Below are 19,001 nucleotides of genomic sequence, written 5' to 3' on the forward strand. Positions count from 1 at the left end.
GGTCTCCTAATTCCCCTTACCCGAAAGCGACACCGTCTGCGTTCCCCCTCCGGCCTGAGCATTATCAACAACGACCAGGCTGGCGTTGAATGTGCCAGTCGCCGCAGGCGTAAACTTCACCGCAACCGTACAGTTCGCCCCGGCGGCCAGTGAGCTGCCACAGTTGTTAGTTTGCGCGAAGTAGCCCGCGTTCGTACCGGTCACGCTGATGCCGGTCAGGCTCAGAGGCGTCCCTCCCGGATTGCCGAGGGTCACGCTCAGCGTGCTGCTGGTGGCGTGTTTGATCGTCCCAAAGTTCAGGCTCGATGGATTGAGGTTCGCCACAGGATAGATCACCTGGGCACTCAGCGTGACCGGCTGCGGGCTGCCCGGAGCATTGCTCATGATCTGCAGCGTCGCGGTCTGAGGCGTGTAGAAGGGGCCGGCGAGAAAGGCGATGGTGACATAGCAACTCTTGCCTGCCGCCAACGGCTTCGGGCAGAGACTGAGCGCTATGAACTCGTTCGAGTTTCCTCCCTTCACGATCGAAAGAATGGGATCGTTGATCGTTACCGGCGCAGTTCCGATATTGCTCACCGTGATGGTCTGAGTTGAAATAGCACCCAGGTACATCGTCCCGAAGTTGATCGAAGTGGTCGAGAGCGAGAGCAGCGGCCCGGTCGCTGTTACCGTCTTCGTCACCGTCACTGCGGGCGCGTAGTTCGAGTTGCCCGCTTGGTTGGCGATCACTGAGCAAGTTCCCGTGCTGTTGGTCATATTGTAGGTCGCGCCGGTATTGCTGCAGACCCCTGCGCTGGTGAAGATGACGGGGTTACCGCTCGCACCGCCCGTGGCTGCCACCGTGAAGGTGCTGTTGTAGGATGCGCTAGCCGGAGGATTGGTGGTGAACGCAATTGTCTGGCTCACCGGAGCCAGCACCACTGTGACTGTGGAGCTGGTGACCGGATTATAGTTGGCGTTGCCGGCCATGGTTGCCGTTACCAGACAGGTGCCGGTTCCGCTATTGGCCGTCAGTCGCGCGCCAGAGACGGTGCAAGCTCCGCCCGGGGCAACAGCGTAGGTCACGGCTCCGTTCGTCGTTCCGCCTGTGACACTCAACGTCTCGCTCTGATTGAACGTCAGCGGAGACGCCGCATTCAGCGTCAGAGCTGCCTGGGCAGCTGGCTGAATCGTCAGCGTACCGTTCACGTAGAGGAACGAGTAGTTTGCTGTAGCCAGCGTACCGGTCGATACCGTGATCGGATAGCTGCCCACGTTGCTCGTTGTCGTAGCTGTCGTCGAGAGCCCCGGTGCGCCATTTACTACTGAGGCGCTGTCGTTCTTGACGAAGCCGCTATAGCTGGACGTCAGCGTTGGCAGTGGCTGTCCGTACGTGCCCGTGAGATTCGTCGCCGTTACCTTCAGAACCGCCGGATAGACGGTGAACGACTGGGTCAGCGAAGCCGCACTATACGTGCTGTTGCCCGCTGCCGACGCCGTGATCGAGCACACGCCGACTCCGCTGATGCTACCGTCCGTCTTGCATGGGCCGGAGGCCATGAAGGTGACCGGCAGCCCCGAAGACGAGGACGCGCTCAACGAGAACGAGTTGCCGTACTGTGCGTTCGGCAGGGTGGCGAAGTTGATCGTCTGCGACTGCAGGCTGGAGCCCGTGGGCAGGACCATGAACGTTCCGGACACCGAGTTCGCCGCATTGAACGTAGTCGAACCCGGCTGCGAAGCGGTGACCGTGCAGCTTCCCGTACCGCTAAGAGCAAGGGTCGCGGAAGACACGTTGGCTGCGAATGCCTGGCTTGCGATCGTGCATGATCCCGTGGTGCTGAAGACCACCTGCAGCCCGTTCGGGACGCCGCTCGACATCGCAGTCGCGGTGACCGCCGGAGAGCTTGTGATCGGGACGGAACTGGGCAACGGGCCAAGCGTAATCGTCTGATCATTCTTCAGCACCGCCGGTGCCGACAGCGGACTGGAGCGTTGTGTGCCGCCGGTGGTGTCTGGAACCAGCGTCGTCGTCACGGTGTAGACCACCGTCTTTGCAGTCAGGTCCGGGTTGGTGTCGGTGAACTCGGTCGCGGGCGGATTTCCATTCACGCCGCTGACGCTGCCAATCACGATCGGAGTCGCTCCATCCGAGCTGCGATAGATCGTGTACGTGGCGACCACTCCGAACGCGGGAGCCTTCCAGGTAATCCTGACGCCGGCGGGCGTCACCGTCTCGACAGGTACGGTGGGTACGCGAACGACCGAGTTCGCCGTCTCATAGGTCAACTCGTTCGTCATCGGGCCACCACTGCCAGACGTGTTGCTGGGCACACTGGCAAGCGGAGTGCTCGAAGAGCCGATGCCGAGGTTGACGCTGCCACCGTTGCCTAGAGTGACCACGCCACCGCTGCCGAGTGTGACGTTGCCGCCACTGCCCAGCGTGATCGTACCGCCGCTGCCAAGGGTGATGTTGCCGCCGCTGCCAAGAGTGACGTTTCCGCCGCTACCGAGAGTCACGTTGCCGCCGCTGCCAAGGGCGATGGTTCCACCACTGCCCAGAGTAACGTTGCCGCCACTGCCGAGCGTCACATTGCCGCCGCTACCAAGAGTGACCGTTCCACCGCTGCTTCCGAAGGTGTAACTGCCACCAGCGCCAATGGTGATTGGAGCTCCGCCGCTGCCAAGGGTGATGGTTCCACCGCTGCCGAGGGTGACGTTGCCGCCGCTGCCAAGCGTCACATTGCCACCGCTGCCCAGAGTGATGGTTCCGCCGCTGCCAAGCGTCACATTGCCACCGCTGCCAAGCGTCACGTTGCCACCGCTGCCAAGCGTGATCGTACCGCCGCTGCCCAGAGTGACATTGCCGCCACTGCCGAGCGTCACATTGCCGCCGCTGCCGAGAGTAATCGTACCGCCAGCACCCAGCGTCGCCGTGCCGCCGCTACCCAGAGTGACATTGCCGCCACTGCCGAGTGCAACGTTGCCGCCGCTGCCGAGGGTCACGGTCCCACCGCTGCCGAGCGTGACGTTGCCACCGCTGCCAAGGGTGACGTTGCCGCCGCTGCCAAGGGTGATCGTGCCACCGCTGCCAAGGGTCACGTTGCCACCGCTACCCAGCGTGACATTGCCGCCACTGCCAAGCGTGATCGTGCCGCCGCTGCCTAGAGTGACGTTGCCACCACTGCCAAGGGTGACGTTGCCGCCGCTGCCCAGAGTGATGGTCCCGCCGCTGCCCAGAGTCACATTGCCACCACTGCCCAGCGTCACGTTGCCGCCGCTGCCAAGGGTGATCGTCCCGCCGCTGCTGTCGATGGTGTAGCTGCCGCCCGTCGAGGGTATGGTTACGGTGCCGCCGCTACCGAGAGCGATGGTGCCACCACTGCCTAGTGTGACGTTGCCGCCGCTGCCCAGCGTTACGTTGCCGCCACTACCCAGCGTAATCGTCCCACCGCTGCCCAATGTGACATTGCCGCCACTGCCGAGAGTGACGTTGCCGCCACTGCCCAGGGTGATCGTCCCACCGCTACCCAATGTCACATTGCCGCCACTGCCGAGCGTGACGTTGCCACCGCTGCCAAGAGTGATGGTTCCGCCGCTGCCCAGCGTCACATTGCCGCCACTTCCAAGCGTCACGTTGCCGCCGCTGCCAAGTGCTATGGTACCCCCACTGCCCAGCGTCACATTGCCGCCCGCGCTGATGTTCAACGGAGCTACCGAAGAGCCGAACGAAAGCTGCGTGGCCAGCGCCGCGAACTCGCCGCCCGTCGCACCCACCTGGCGCAGATCCAAGGCACCAAGGTCGTTGAAGCCTCGCTCCTGCGTTTGCAGAGTTCCGATCCCGTTGAGATCCTGCCCGCTCGACCACGCCGGAGCGATGGGTGAGACGGACGAATTCACGCGATAGATCGATTCGCCTGCCAGCGGAGTGCCATCGCAATGCAGCGTCGCAGGGCTGGCCAGCGTGCCTGTGGTGAATGGAACGTACCAGGACGATGTCGGGAACGTCGCTGCATCTCCCAATGCGTCTGTCAGTTGGGTCACCGAACCCGCCGTGCTCTCGTTCAACGTGTTCAGCGCCTGGTTTGAGAATGCGATCGTTCCATTCGACCCCACCCCATCCAACTGGAACAGGTAGTTCATGATGCTCTGATAGTTCGGCTTGCAATTCGCTTCAAACGTCGGAACGTAGCTGTTGGTCGTATCGTAGTAGAGGCCGCCGTGGCTCAGGCCGAGCGTGTGGCCAATCTCATGGAAGAGCGTGCCAGCTACTACAGTGGCCTTCTTGCTCATGTCCTGGCCCGGAGCCGTCAGCCAGAGACCGAGGGTCACTGCGGAGTCCGCGCCGCCAAGGTCGGAGTAACCGGAGATACTGGTAATTGTCCCGGATGTGAGGCCAATCACCGGCTCCGGCAGAGTGTTGTTGGGATAGCTCCAGTTCGTAACGCCCGGAGTTGCCACGGTGATCGTCTTGGTGTCCGCGCAGCTCGTCGTGTTGTAGATCCCGTTGAGGCTTGGATTTCCAAGCACGCCGCCAAGCGTGATGCGGCTCGGGCAGGCGCTGATGCCGGTGCCGCGATCGGCGGTGACAATCGTCGTCACACCGTTTACCACATTGATTGACGTGAGCGTTCCGAAGCGCGTGTTGTAAGCAGGGATCGCCAGCGAGTGGCCGAAGAGAACGTAGTGATAGCTGTCCTTCTGCCCGTAGGGGAAGCGCGTGGTGCAGTCTCCGCCCGAGAGGCAGGAAGCAAGATTGCGGGGATAAAGCTTCGAGAACTCGAGGCTGTTCTTCCATCCGATGACTCCCGGCTGGCCTGGGAACTGGCAGAGCGTCGCGGGAGTGGTGGCCAGGTCGTCGGTGCAGGTCGTCTCCGGCACGGCGTTTCCAACCTGGAGATGCAGCACCACTCCGGACTGGGCAAACGCCTGCTGCACCATCACCAGAGGATCATTGCCGCTAGCGTCCGGCGAGGGAAAGAGATTCTCCTGGGTGGGATCGCACGAGCCGCTAGCGAGAACGGCACCGCACATGTAATCCATCTGCACGAACAGGTCTTTCTGGCCGTGCTTCGCTCCCGGCAATCCTACCCAGGTGCTGGTCTTCACGTCGTAGTAGCCTGGCTGGCCTGCGTGGAAGTCGCCCGCTGCCGGGCCAGACTTCCAGGCGTCCAGGATTCCATCGTTGTCGCTGTTATTGACCAGCGTGCTGAGAATCACTGCGGCGTAAGCGCCTGGAGCATTCAGCGTCGCGCTGTATTGGTTCGATTGCCCCAGCGTTACGGTGTTCACGCCGTTGTTCCAGACTCCGCCGGAGGCGAAGAGGTTGGTGTTCTTGCCGGTGCCATTGGCTCCGCCTACTGCGTCGTAGAAGCCCTGAACCACCTGGGTCGCAGAGCTCGCGGGCTGTGCCGCGCCGTCGTAGATGATGACCGACTTCAGGGGGAAGTTCGGAGACAGGACACGATAGACGAGCACCAGGCTCGCACCCTCGGTGAGTGGGTAGGTGCTTCCGCCGCTGTCAGGCAGAGAAACGGTGTACGGTCCCGAGACGATGCGAATCCCATTTGCGCCGACCGGAAGGTAGATATTGACGCTGGCACGATAGGAGCGGAGCGTACCGGTAACGGCACCGTCGGTGTAGTTCGGAATGTCACTGCCGATCTGCTGGCCGACGATGGAATAGCCGTTGAAGGTGCCATTCGTGGATGAGGCCGATGCGGTGTTTTCCAGCGACTCCCAATAAAGGAAGGCGTCGACGACGTCAGCACCGTCAGGAATACCCTGGGCGCTTTGCGTCGCGCTGGGAATGGTGATGGTTCCGGTGGCAATGCCGTTCTTGCCGGTCCCGCGCAGCGTCACTCCCGCCGAGACGTAATCGCCCGTCAGGAAGTAGTTGTTTTCGAGCAACAGCGGGTTGGGTGAAGGCTGTTGCGGAAGGCCGCTCGATACGAGCAGGTTGACCACCGACCCGACCGCGACCTGCGTTCCGGCTACTGGGTTTTCGCTGATGATGGTGCCTGCGGGAACGGTCTGGCTGGATGCGGTCGACACGTTTCCCAGCCCCAGACCTACCGTGGAGAGTGGTGTAGCCGCGGCCGTTTGTGCCTGCCCAACCACGTTGGGGACGGCGACGGTACCGGCCACTCCATTGGTCGCTCCGATCCCGAAGATCGGGACCGTCTGTGTACCAGGAGTGACGCTGGTCAGACTGTTGTCGGTAAAGATCGCAGAGCCTGAGAAGAAGGTCGCGCTCTGCGGCGTGAAGCTAAAGCTCTCTCCGCAGCTTCCGCCTGGAGCCAACGGAAGGCTTGTGGAGCAATCGGGGGTTGAGTTCTCTGTAAAGCTTGTACCTAGGTTGAACGCGACCGAGCCCGTCAGCGGCTGGTTGCCGACGTTCTGAACCGTGAACGCAACCGGACTGTCCGAGCTTGTGCTGCCGACGTTCGTCGTGGCAAAGCTGATCGCAGGCGGCTGCGAGCGGTTGACGACCACCAGGCTCGACAGCGCATTGTCCGCGATGAGAACAGAGCCCGCCGCATCCACCTTGATGCCGGCAGGAATAGACAGGCCACTCGTCGGCACCGTCGTCTGCACACCGCTTGGAGTAATCTCCAGAATCACGTTGGCGGACTGATCCGAAACGTAGACATCGCCAGCCGCATCCACAGCCACGCCATTGCCTGCTACCAATCCAGTAAACGGAACGGAGGTCTGCACTCCAGCAGGTGTCACCTTATACACCGTCTCGTTTCCTGCACTGAGAAAGAAGAGGTTCCCTGCAGCATCTACGGCTGGATAGTAGGGATTGCTCACTCCCGTCGAAGCTACCGTGGTCTGCACGCCATTGGGCGTAACCTTGATGACCTGGTTATCTTGCTGGTCGGTGATGAACAGATTGCCAGCTCCGTCCACCGCAACACCGGTCGTTCGGCCCAAACCGGTTGTGGGCACGATGCTTTGAGCGCCACCGGGCGTGATCTTCACGATGTCATGGTTGTTCGTGTCCGCAAGGTAGACGTTCCCTGCTCCATCCAAGGCCACATCGTAGAAACCGGCTGAGCCCATACCGGACACTGGAATCACCGTCTGGACGCCCGAGGGGCTTATCTTCGTCGCCCCGCCGCCGCCCGCCATGTAGATATTGCCTGCCGCATCCTTGGCTACGCCGGCTGCACCCGTAGGCACCAACGCGCTGGTCTGCGCGCCGGGGCTAAACGCGATCGCGGAATCCTGACCCACACCGTATATCGGGGTCGTCGCCAACAGGTTGCCGGCATTGTCGAATAGCTGCACCGCCCCCATACGCAAGCCAGGGGCGAGCGGGGCAAAGTTGACATTCACCGTGCAGGAATTGCCTCCGGCCACAGTCCCGGTGCAAGTACTTCCGCTGCCAAGTGAAAAGTCGAGGCCGGTAAGACCCTGTGTCACCACCTTGATCGCGCCAACCGCCGTGGTCGTTGCAAGGTTGTAGGTCACGGGCATCGTGGCGGCGCAACCCTGCTGAGTGCTCCCGGCGGGGCAGACATTGATGTTGCCGAAGTTTGGATTGACGAAGCTCGCGGTAACATTTGCAACCTGAGTAACGAGTACGAAGCAAGTGGGACTGACTCCCGAACTCGCGCATGCACCACCCCAGCCCAGAAACTCCGAGCTTCCTGTCGCGCTTGCTGTCAGCGTCACCAGGGCGCTTGAAGGTAGGCTCGCGGTACAGGTCCCGGACGGTGTTCCGTTTGCTTCGCTACAGTTGATGGCACCGCTTAGATCGGTCACCGTTCCCGAGCCCGAACCAATCTCCGCCACGGTAAATTGGAAGAAGCTCTGGACTGGCTTTGCCCCAAAACCGAGGAGGGAGACAGACTGTGCCGCATTCGCGGAGTTCAGAGCGTTGTCGTAGAAGATGGCCGTTCCGGCCTGCGGCTGGGTATAACTCTGGGGTGCAAACTGGATCGTCGTGTTACAGGCCTGGCCTGGTGTCAGCGCGAAGCTTGCCATGCAGTCTGCGGGCGAGCCTTGCCCGGCTACCTGCGAGTAAGCGGTTCCGGAGACGACCAGACCTGAACCGGCGGCATCGAGAGGCTGGTTGCCGATGTTCTGCAGCTTGACCGATTGACTGGTCATATTTCCCAAGACAACGGTGCCAAAGTTTAGCGATGGGGACTGTGATTGGTTGATCTCAAGGACCTGTCCGGCGTTCGTCTCCGGGATAAAGAGGTCCCCTTGTGCATCCACCGCGACAGCAACGGTAAAGATTCCGCTAAGAACGGAGGTCTGGCAAGTGCTAACTGTGCATCCTGCCGGAACTTCGACCACATTCTGGGTGCCTTCGTCCGCGACAAAGACATCGCCAGCCGCATCCACCGCCACGCCCACCGGCTGATTCCACCCCTGACCTACTTTTATCTGGCAGCTACTGTTAGCGCAGCCAGCCGGCACCTCGACAACTTGCTTAAGCCCAAAATCAGCGACGAAGAGGTCGCCAGCCGCATCGACCGCAACACCGACGGGATTCGCACCGGCTGGGTTATACACGACCGTCTGGCAGGCAGCCGTCGTGCAGCCAACTGGGACCTCCACAACCTGGTTCCCGGTAAAGTCGCTGATGAACACGTTGCCCGGCCCATCCACCGCGACACCTAACTGAGCGGCTAGACCAACACCGACCGTCGTCTGGCACGAAGCGGTGGTGCAACCCGCCGGAACCTCGACCACCTCGTTCAAATTGTTGTCCGCGATGTAGACGTTCCCTGCTCCGTCGACGGCCATGCCCTGCGGATAGTTCAGGCCCACGCCCACGGAACTCACCGTGCCATTCGCCGCGACCTTAACGACCTGGTGGGTCGCCGTATCCGAGATGAACACGTTGCCTGCCGCGTCCACTGCCACCCCTTCAGGCTTGGTCAGGGGATAGCTCGCCGTTGTGTTCACGAGGCTTTGCGTCCCTGGCGCAATCGCGGCTGCCGGTCCCTGCCCGACGCCATACACAGGAATGTTCAGAGCGACCCCGACCTGACCGGGAAAGAGGAGTTGTATCGCGCCCGTCCGCAGACCGGGAGCTGTTGGAGTGAATGTGGCGTTGACGACGCAACTTCCCGTGCTACCCACACCCTGGCAGGTACTCCCGCTGGCGAGCGTGAAGTCGAGACCTGAGGTGCCCTGAGTCAGGACCTGGGGCGTCCCAAGGTTCTGGAGAGTCGTGACGTTCACCGTGAACGAGATGGTCTTGTTGCACGGTGCGGGAGTCGTTGCTCCTGTTGGGCAGACGTTGACGTTGCCGAAGTTCCCCGAAGGCGCAAACACCCATGTGTCGCCGAGCGTATTCATGTTCGCCGCGAAGTTCGCCCCTCCGAACAGCACCACCTGGTTCTGCGCCGCGTCGTAGACCATGTTCTCGGTCAACTCGCGCGCCGACGGACTCGCTGCAAGCGTGTCTTGCGTCCAGGTGCTTCCGTTCCACAGCCACGTGTCATTCACATCGGTGCCGTTCGCGTTTCCGCCGAATAGAACGACCTGGTTGAGCGATGTATCAAAGACGATGCCGCTGGATTCGCGCGCCGAAGGGCTGGACGCTGGCGAGAGCTGGGTCCAACTCGTTCCGTTCCAACTCCAGGTGTCGCCAAGAGCATTGCTGTACTGGCCACCGAACAAAAGCACATTGTTGGTTGCCGTGTCGTAGACCATATTGGCTGCGAAGCGAGCGGAGGGAGCCGTTGAAACGTTCGCCTGCGTCCATGTCGTTCCGTTCCACAACCATGTGTCGTTCAATGGGCTACCGCCAGCATTGATGCCCCCAAACAGGACTACCTGGCCGTGCACAGGGTCGTAGACCATCGAGAACCCGTCGCGGGCCGGCGGGCTTACGGATGGGCTCGCCTGCGTCCACGTCGTGCCGTTCCACAGCCAGGTATCGCCGAGGCGGTTGATGGATGGATCGAGTCCCCCAAAGAGCACTACCTGTCCATGCGCAGAATCATAAGCCATAGCAGCATCCGAACGCGGCGTTGGGCTGGTGGCAGGGTTTGCCTGTGTCCAGTTCGTGCCGTTCCAAAGCCAGGTATCGGCGGCAATACCAAGCCCGACTGCGTTTCCGCCGAACAAAACAACCTGGTTATGCGCCGAATCGTAAGCCATTGCCGGAGCGTTGCGCGAGGACGGGCTGTTCGCTGGTGATTGCTGAGACCAGGTTGGCGCGAGCGTGTACTGCGCCTGCGCCACACCAAGAGTCATCGCCAGGAACGCACAAAGGACCACGACCCGATGGGTCAACGACGAAAAAAATGTCGCACGGGAAACGCGGACAGCCATCGACTGCTTGGTCACTTTGAATCTCCTGAGGACTGCTGGCTGCTGGGGATGCTTTTTACTGGGCCCGATGCGTATCACCCGCGTCTATGTGCGAAGGAAGCGTTTTTGCGAAGAGACGGAGGGCGGAGATCCCGGGCAGGATGTGTTCCACCCTCTCGAACAGGCGCATGCCTGTGTGGCCGTCTCGCTGGGTCTAAGACTCGCGATAAGGTCGGGGAGAGTGAACAAAGACCTTCCGGAACACGTACTTCGCATTGGCGAAGCGCGGATGCTCGGCGTTCAAGGCATAAGCTTTCAGGGTTGATACGGCTCTAAGCTATTGATGACACATGTCCATGTCAAGCTCGTTAGCCCGTTTACATCCAAAATATAACCGCCGGTAACAGGATGTCGCCAACCGATCGTAACTAGCCTTGCCCTGACGCCCCTTGGAGGCACTTGCCGAAGTGGCACCCAAACCCGCACACTGCAAGAGTCCCGAAGCACACCCTATGCCTGAATCGAGCCCCGCTCCTATCGCCTTCCTTGACGTCGCCTTTCCCGACCGTGCTGCACTGAATGTTCCCATTACGGAGCTCCCATTCTTTGTGGGACGAGGCCAGGAGAACGGTAACCACCTATCCATCGACGACATGCGCGTCTCACGCAAGAGCCTGGTCATCGCCACGGGCCCGTCCGGGCTTGTCGTTGAAGACTATGGCCAGCGCGAAGGCATCTTCGTCAACGGAGAACCTATCAGGGTCCAGGCGCTCGCCCACGGTGACCGGATACGTTTTGGCACAGACGACGCATGCCAGATTATCTTCCGTCTTCCGCCGGAAGCTATAGCCCAGGAGGAAGCTGAGTCCAAGCTGCGAAACATTCTCGGTTCTATGGGAGATAACTCTGCCGACGAGCTTAACGGGCTGAAGCTCCTGCTTGAGGCGACATCCCTGATGCACTCGCAGCTTCCGTTGGAGTCGGTTCTCTCCGCGATGATCGATCATGCCATCGTCATCACCAACGCCGACAGGGGAATGTTGCTGGAGCCCGATGCCGCAGGCGACCTGCAGGTCAAGATAGCTCGCGGCCGGGATGGCGAGGCCCTCATACCCGAGGAGATGAATCCCAGCCGCTCCGTGCTGGGCAGCGCCATTGACCTTGAAGCAGCCGTAGTCAACGAAGACCTGAACCTCGCAGAGATGAACCTGCAGAGCGCACAAAGCGTCGTCATGCAGTTGCTGCGGTCTTCCGTCGTGATTCCCCTGTACGGCACACCTCGCCGGCAGGCCGACCATTCCATGGCCTTTACGCGACGAGACCTGCTCGGCGCTGTCTATCTCGATTCCAAGCGCACCGCTACCTTCTCCGCGCTCGACCGCCAGATTCTGGACGCTCTCGGCGCACAGGCCGGAAGCATCCTCGAAAACGCGCGGCTTATCGAGCGGGAACGTGAGCGCCAACGGCTCGAACAGGAGCTGAGTATAGCCCGTGAGATTCAACAGGGCCTCGTTCCGCAAGGACTGCGGGACTATCCGCACTTCTCGATCGCTGGACTCCATCAGCCCTGTAACGAAGTAGGGGGCGACTACTACGACGTCTTTCCCCTGCCCGACGGTCGGCTTGCCGTCCTGATTGCCGACGTCGCCGGTAAGGGCCTTGGCGCGGCATTGGTTACGACCATGCTGGCGGGAGCGCTTTCAGGAATGACCCTCGGTGCAGACCCGGTGAAGGTCTTCAACCACTTGAACCAGTTTCTCTGCGACCGCGCCGCCGTGGCCCGCTGCGTAACGATGTTCTTTGGACTGTTCGACTCCAACGGCGCTCTTGAGTTTGTGAGCGCCGGTCATCCTTCGCCGTTGATGATGCGCGGAGGAAGGGTGAGCGAACTCTACTCGACCGGTTCCCTTCCCCTGGGATTGCTTGAAGGAGAGTCTTATCTTTCCACCAGCATTCAGCTTGCCCCCGGAGATACTCTCCTGCTTTACACGGACGGCATTACCGAGGCCGAGGATAAAGACAGGCAACTATTTCAGGACGAACGGCTCAAGCAGGTCTTCAGCCAATACCGGGACGCCTCTTTGCAAGACCTTCAGAACGGCATCGTGCGTGCCATCGAGAAGTTCACCGGCGGCACGAGCCAGTCAGACGATGTCACGCTTCTGGTGGTTCGCTTCAGCGATGCGCGCGGACGCGGAAGCCAAATCGCTTGAACAAATGAGGTTGCACTGGTTTGTCCCTTACAGCCCCGCGACATGGACTCGTCCTGACTGGTGGCATCAGTGACAGTGCTTTCCTTCTCCTGCCGTTCAACGCAAATTGATTTGACATCCCTGACCAATGTTCGGAATATGTTGGCCGCCCGCCATAGTCACACTTCTCGCTCGTGAGACTTGCGCGTGGATGGGGCCCTGGTCTGAACGATTTCGCGCCGTGATGGTGCGCCTACTGCCTGGTTCGGCCCCTTCAAAATCCTTAGGTTGCTGTTATCCGAAGACGCCTTGGCGTCGACGGACCTCTCAATGGCGCGGCGGGAGGCCTTTGCCGAGACGTCTGGGCGTGAGGAATCTGTAACGCCACCATTGGGCCGCGCACCACTGTTTCGCAGGAGGTGCGACCGTGGCAAATGTCGTTCTGGGTTTGCAGGCAGGGATAGCCAGTGGTGCTGAGGTCACCTTCGACGGACAGCCGATGCAGCGCGGCACGCATCTTCGCTGGGGCTTCAGCCCCGAGCTCGGATTCCCTGCGGGCGGCTTCTGGCTCTGCCGAAAGGTGATCAAGGGCGAGACGCAGCAGTCTCCGACGTCCACTCACGGGAAACGGAAGCAGCTTGTCCGGTGCGATCGTCCACATCATGGACGAACCCTCGACGATGCTAAGCCGCGTCGCCGATTCACTCGATCCCGCTGGCACATCGGAGCCGAGCAACGTATGCAGCCAGCAACCTGCCGCTGTCTCTGCGATGGGAACCAATCAGTGGGTTGCTACACCCCCGCGCGCATGCGAGAGCGTCACCGTCGCCGGCTGTGCCGCGAAGGGTTGCGAGGAAGTCATCATCGAGACGTTTTGCAAAGATGCGAACAGAGAACTGCAAGTCTCGAAGAGACAGATTGTTCGGGTTGAGAGCGGGGGCTTTCGTGTCCGCATCGCCGCTCGCGAGATATCCTGCATCCGCGTAGTTGGAGCGGGCAGTTTGGATGAGTGCGCCTGCGAGGTGTTGCCTTCAAGCTGCTGCGGAGATGGGGGCAAAGGCGGCGGTGGAAATGGAGGCGGCCAGGCCCCGCCTTGTAATGGGGGCGATCCCGGCTGGGGCGATCCCGGTCGCGATGGATGGCAATGCTGGCGCGTTCCCTTTACATTGCCGGTCACTCTGGAGCAGTGGCCGCCCGTTATCACGGTGCGCCCGATCCAACCACAACGCCGCCGAGCGTGGTTGCAAAGGCCGATCTCAAGGAGGCGCTCCGCCGCCTTGGAACGTTGCAACTCGCGGAGGGCCGTTCGGCAACTGAACAACGCAAAGAACTGGGGATTCTTCGCGGGGAGTTGATAAGGCTCGTGCAGGGTTATCCCGCCGCACTCCAAGCGGACGTGCCGCTGAGTAGCTCCCCCGCGGCGACAAACGCTCCGAACCTCAACCTGAGCCTGATTCAGCAATTGCTTCTGCTCGCGCTCGATCCCTACTTCGCCCGGGTGCTCGGCCTTTACTTCGTCGACGAAGAGACCACGCCGGGAGTCCTCTATGAGTACCGCATCACAGGCTATTGGGGCCTTACGAGCGCCCAGTCGGATGTCGTCTATCCGGGGTTGGCACAGGCGGCACCGCTGGCGCGCGGCACGGCGAACTTCGATGACATGTCGATCCAGGCGCTCAACAGCTCTTCGCTCTGGCGCTGGACACGTGACGATGAAAACGGAAACTATCGCCCACTCACCGATCCTGCCGCGCCGTCTGCGGTGAAATCCACGGTTGACTCGGCGCTTGTGGGATTTTCCCCGATCCAGCAGCCGCAGGCGCTGCTCGCAGTGGTGTCCAAGCCGGTATTCTTTGGCTTTCCTGTGCCTCCTCCGGAGGTCTCCATCAAGCTGCCCCAGGTGTATCCGCAAGTCGATCAACGGCGTCTATCGCTTGACGAAGGACGACGCGAAGGTCGATCCGCTGGCGCAGAAGGCGTTCAACTACTGGACGCCGCCCGCCAATGGAGGCGTCGCGCAACTCATCATCGACACCTTGACGCAATCTCGCCTCACCGGCCTTCGCATCGGCCTCGGCCGCAGGGTTCCGGTAGGCGTCGTCGCGACGTTCGCCGGCAATGTGAAGGTCTTCGGACAGGTGCCGATACGCCGCGCTGCGTTTGTCGACGGCCTCACAAGCGGTGGCGCCCCAGTCGATGCGAACGCGATTCCCGGCGCTCCACCGCTCAACCTCACCGGCCCTAACTTCTACTGCATCGTTGCCGTGGATATCTTCGGCAATCTCTCCACACCTTCGAAGGCCTTCTCCACGCAATTGCTTGCGATGGCCTCCGGCTCATAAACCGATCACTCTTCAACAGAAGACAGGAAGAGAAACAGGAAGGAAGATGTCATGCCGACAGATCCAATTGCTCCGTAATCAGCGTGCTAGGCGTGCTCGTCACTCCCAATCCCGCGGCAGCGATGGGTGCACCTTCGCAATGGGAGCCTCCCAATAACGCTTCGGACGCATCGCTCTTCTCTCCCATTCAGACGTTGCTCACGCTCATCTTTGGGGCCTCGGCCGATATCAAGACCACAGGCCAGGCGATCAACAAGTCCCTGACTGACGTCGCGGCGTGGTGCAAAGCATCGCCGACGGCCTTGCCAAACTGCCCAGCGCGACCGATGCCATGAACGCGATGAACGCCTTGCAGCAAGGCCTTGCGCTGGCCCAGACGCTCGCTCCCGGCGGTGCCAGTACCGTGCTCAGCTCGGGCAGCGCGCTCTTCATGCAGGTGCAGAACCTGCTCTCTGCCACCAACGACATCGGAGTCGCAGCCGCTGAACTGGCCCAGCTCTCGCAGCAGCTTCGCGAGCTGGCGAACCTCTTCCCCGCCTAGGACGGAGGAGATGCAGACGTAACGAGAACGCTCCGAGAGCAAACTCACTGGAAGAAGGTCACAGGCATGTCGACTCTATCGCTACTACCGCTATCGCTGCTTGAGTCTGAAGGCGCAGCGATCCTGCAACAGGCAGCGGACGCCGCGCTCGGGCCGTGCGTCCTCACCGTCACCAGCGACAGCAACGGCATCTCGACGGGACTGAAGCTCTCGAGCGGCCAGACCGTCAACATCGACGGTGTGACCATCGGCTCCGGCGGTCTCTCGGGCAGGATCTTCGTCGATGGCCTCGATGCGAATCCGCTCTCGGCGACGCTCTTCGATGGCTTCACCATCGCGCTGACCGCGTTCGACGTAACGCTGGCCAATGGCAGCCGCGCTCAGGAAGCCGGATTGCAACAGCGTTCCGCAATCGCCCTGGATGCAGTCAAGGCAAAGCTGCAGCCTGACCCGTTGCCTGACTCGGCGCGGCAGATCAGTCCGGCAGTTGCGGCAGCAAACGCAGTCATCAACGCTCGCGGCGGCGACTCCGCAATCGCCACGATCAATCCGATCATCGCCGGAGAACTTCTGCATCTTGCCGAGGAGCAAGCTGCCGCAGCCGCCGCGACGCAACTCTGGTTCCGTCCGCTTTACCCGAAGACGCGCTACACACTTGACGTGGTCGCTGGGCCGTTGCGCCGAGGCCAAGGTCGAGACTTGGCCTTGGCGCAGACCGGGAGCGCAGGCTCGCTCGCAGCGGTGCTCTCGGCGACCGATGCCATCGGCCTGCTCGCGGCGCTCAAGGCATACTTCGCCTACGAAGACGCGTTGACCACGCTGGAGCGCGTGCAGTTCACCACCTCGCGCTACAAGACCTTCACCGATCAGATGGCGAACGCGACGGGACAACTGACCAGTGTGGCCACTGCGACTCCGCTGCGTCACTATGCAACCGCCATCAGCGCGCAGGACTGGGTCAACACATCGGCTGGCCTCTCCACTTATCAGACTGCGAAAGAGAACTACCTGATCGCCGTCCGCGCCTTGAATGACCTCGTCGCCATCTTCAACCCACTGGCCGACAACCTGCTTGCTAGCCCCGGTCTCTCGGGCTCCGGGGCAGGCGACCTGGTCGTCGATCGCGCCGCAACCACCCAGACATGGAGCTCCTTCCAACAGGCTTCGAGCGCGATCTTCGATGGCCTCATAGCCGCGCTCGGCCTGCCGCAACTCGCGAGCTGCCAGAAGCCTTTGGCAGTTCCCGATACCGAGATCAGCCTCATCACAAATACCAGCGGCAACACGATTGAGGCACTCCTGATCGAAAGCCCCGAACCGTTACCGTGGCTGCGCATTTGGCAGTGGATCCAGATGACTCCCGCCTGGTCGGCTGCCGGTGGTCTGACAGATCTCTTTGTCGCATGGAACTCTGACGGAACCCGCGGTCTGATCGTCCCCACAGGCCAGCCTCATGGCCTCTACTCGCTCGGCATCGACTTCCAGGGCAACGTCGGCGCGCAGGCACCCTGCATCACGCTCGACGGTGTGGCAGTCGCCGAGACCGTGACGCTTGGTCCAGTTTCACTCGGCCCGTTACGCCGCAGATTTCCCATTCGGGAGTTTGTCTAATCACCCGAACAGCGATCTACCCTAATCGACTGCGAATTCAAGCAGGAGTCGGTTCTGAGGACGAAAGAACTACCGATGCCTCGCTCGTCAGGACACGGAACGTAAACGTCTCCTGCAGATACAGCCGCACGGTCGTATCGGTGTGACTGAGGTAGCCGATAGAGACGTCCTGTCCGATGTCAAGCTCGAAGTCTCCCCCACGCGTGCTCAGAACGAACGCCCCTTCAATCGCGGGTGCCCAAATGATATTGCCGTCGACGATCCGTTTGATGTGCTCAAGAACCGGATGTCCATAATCGCGGGTCTCGGTCAGCTCGGTGTACGCCTTAGCGCCAAGGAGCACAGAGTAGGGGCCATTCACTCCCACGAGACGCAGTTGATTCAGAGCCTGCGCAATGGCGTCCGGATAGTCACGCACATCGGTCGGAAGGTTCATGATGGGGTTGCTAGTTTCTTCACGGATTCCCTGAATCTTCGCGGCAGCATAGCCATCGAAGATCGACCGGTCTTCAGCAAAGGCGATCGTCTTTGCTGCATCTTTCGCAGGCTGCCAATCGGAGTCGTCAGAGCCACGCTCTACATCGTCGATATCCTGACGGTTGAGTTCGAAAGGAACGCGCAACTCGACAAAAGCCTTCACCTCGCGCTGGCGGGCGATGATGCCCTCAGCGGGAGCGTCGATCCCGAGAAGGTGGCCCGTAGTGACAGCAGACGTGCCAACGCCGCTGGACGCCGGCATATCGACGACACGGCGGCCAGCCAGATATCGCTTGATCGTGCGCGTGGTCTCTTCTTCAATCTGTTCCCATGCAGCGTCCGAGATGGGTGCCAACTCCCGATGAAGGTTATTCATTTCGTTCTCCTCTAAGCGAACCTATTCCGAGAGATGTATCCCGCACAGGTGATGGTGTTTGGATGGATGATAGAGATGAAGCGGGGCTCGTCGACGCCGCCGGTTCGCTTCCAAACTCCTCAAGGAATGTTGCGGAAGGCGCGAAGAAGAGTCCGCCCGTGATGGCTCGGCTGAAGTCGAGCAGACGATCGTAGTTGCCGGGTGGCCGGCCGATAAACATGTTTTCCAGCATCAACTCCGTGATGCGCGGCGTCCGGCAGTAACCAATAAAGTACGTGCCGAACTCACCGCGGCCAGGCTGGCCGAAGGGCATGTTGTCGCGCAGGATTTTAAGCTCTTTCCCGTCTTCCTCGATGACCGTCAACGCGCTGTGAGCATTGCTCGGTTTCACCGACTCGTCTAGCTCTATGTCGGACAACTTCTTTCGTCCGATGATTCGCTCCTGCGCTTCCGTGGAGAGCCCGTTCCAGGCCTTCATATCGTGAAGATACTTCTGAATCAAGACATAGCTGCCGCCCGCGAATGCAGCGTCCTCGTCGCCAACGAGCGCGGCCCCGAGCGCGACCGCGCCGCGCGGGTTTTCGGTGCCATCGACAAAGCCGATGAGATCGCGATCTTCAAAGTAGCGAAAGCCCTGGGTCTCATCGGCGACGGAAACTGCATCTCCGATGCGTTCCATGATCTGCGTCGCCAGCTCGAAGCAGATATCCATTCGTCCGGCGCGAATATGAAACAGCACATCGCCGGGCGTCGCGGGCGCATACCGGTTGCCACCGCGAAACTCCCGAAAAGGGTGAAGTTCCGCCGGCCGGGGATTGCCGAAGAGTTTGCCCCAAACGTCTGAACCAAATGCCGCGATGCAGGTGAGACCGGCATCGATGTCGCGAAACTCTACCGCCCGAATCAGTCCTGCGAGGTCGTTGCAGAAGGAGCGAATCGCAGCGTAGCTCTCCGTGTCTTGCTTCACTGTAACAACGAGGAAGATCGCCGCGCGCGTCAGCGGCCCAAGCACCGGTTGCGGGAGAGGAGCTTGATCTACCTCGTTAACAACTGTCGTCGATCTTTCTTCGGTCTTGCTCAACGTGGTCGTATCCTTTGGTCTTCGGCGAGTATATCGTCTCAGCCAACATGCGGGAACCGATGCGGTAGCTTCCTGTGATCAAGGTATTTGATACGGGCTGTGGCTTATTGTGAAAACA

8 protein-coding genes are annotated in these 19,001 nt (G+C 60.9%); 4 read left to right on the plus strand and 4 right to left on the minus strand.

From position 1 onward, the window contains the following. Positions 1 to 6 precede the first annotated feature (6 nt). Positions 7 to 10,299, minus strand: coding sequence for a choice-of-anchor D domain-containing protein (locus OHL18_RS13990; RefSeq protein WP_263375464.1), 10,293 nt, complete (start codon positions 10,297 to 10,299; stop codon positions 7 to 9). A gap of 476 nt (positions 10,300 to 10,775) precedes the next feature. Between OHL18_RS13990 and OHL18_RS13995 the strand changes: the two genes are divergently transcribed. Continuing rightward, positions 10,776 to 12,476: a SpoIIE family protein phosphatase gene (locus OHL18_RS13995; protein WP_263375465.1), complete on the plus strand. Its 1,701-nt coding sequence runs from the start codon at positions 10,776 to 10,778 to the stop codon at positions 12,474 to 12,476. Positions 12,477 to 12,738: 262 nt separating this feature from the next. Here OHL18_RS13995 and OHL18_RS14000 read toward each other — a convergent pair whose 3' ends face one another. Continuing rightward, complete coding sequence (locus OHL18_RS14000) at positions 12,739 to 13,236, minus strand: hypothetical protein (protein ID WP_263375466.1); 498 nt, start codon at positions 13,234 to 13,236, stop codon at positions 12,739 to 12,741. Positions 13,237 to 14,389: 1,153 nt separating this feature from the next. On the opposite strand from OHL18_RS14000, the gene OHL18_RS14005 reads away from it, so the two are divergent. The 3 genes from OHL18_RS14005 (at position 14,390) to OHL18_RS14015 (ending at position 16,949) form a co-directional block, all read left to right on the plus strand. Next, positions 14,390 to 14,797 (plus strand): hypothetical protein, encoded by a 408-nt coding sequence (locus OHL18_RS14005; protein WP_263375467.1) that lies wholly within the window; start codon positions 14,390 to 14,392, stop codon positions 14,795 to 14,797. Between the two features lie 277 nt (positions 14,798 to 15,074). Continuing rightward, positions 15,075 to 15,338: a hypothetical protein gene (locus OHL18_RS14010; protein WP_263375468.1), complete on the plus strand. Its 264-nt coding sequence runs from the start codon at positions 15,075 to 15,077 to the stop codon at positions 15,336 to 15,338. 66 nt (positions 15,339 to 15,404) lie between these two features. Beyond that, positions 15,405 to 16,949, plus strand: a complete 1,545-nt coding sequence (locus OHL18_RS14015; RefSeq protein WP_263375469.1) for a hypothetical protein — start codon at positions 15,405 to 15,407, stop codon at positions 16,947 to 16,949. Between the two features lie 37 nt (positions 16,950 to 16,986). On the opposite strand, the gene OHL18_RS14020 is transcribed toward OHL18_RS14015, so the two are convergent. Both OHL18_RS14020 and OHL18_RS14025 read right to left on the minus strand, forming a co-directional pair. After that, the gene (locus OHL18_RS14020) at positions 16,987 to 17,802 is read right to left on the minus strand and encodes a family 1 encapsulin nanocompartment shell protein (RefSeq protein ID WP_263375470.1); all 816 of its coding nucleotides are present in this window, start codon (positions 17,800 to 17,802) and stop codon (positions 16,987 to 16,989) included. Then, a complete protein-coding gene (locus tag OHL18_RS14025; RefSeq protein WP_263375471.1) occupies positions 17,795 to 18,883 on the minus strand; it encodes a Dyp-type peroxidase in 1,089 nt (362 codons plus the stop codon). Before OHL18_RS14025 ends, OHL18_RS14020 begins: the two co-directional genes overlap by 8 nt. Between the last annotated feature and the right edge of the window lie 118 nt (positions 18,884 to 19,001).

The sequence above is a fragment of the Granulicella aggregans genome, from assembly GCF_025685565.1.
In the GTDB taxonomy this organism is placed as follows: Bacteria; Acidobacteriota; Terriglobia; order Terriglobales; family Acidobacteriaceae; genus Edaphobacter; species Edaphobacter aggregans_B.

Excerpts from the sequence above, each read along its gene's own strand:
- OHL18_RS14015 (WP_263375469.1), top strand. The coding sequence starts at position 15,405 with ATGTCGACTCTATCGCTACTACCGCTATCGCTGCTTGAGTCTGAAGGC.
- OHL18_RS14020 (WP_263375470.1), bottom strand. The coding sequence starts at position 17,802 with ATGAATAACCTTCATCGGGAGTTGGCACCCATCTCGGACGCTGCATGG.
- OHL18_RS13995 (WP_263375465.1), top strand. The coding sequence starts at position 10,776 with ATGCCTGAATCGAGCCCCGCTCCTATCGCCTTCCTTGACGTCGCCTTT.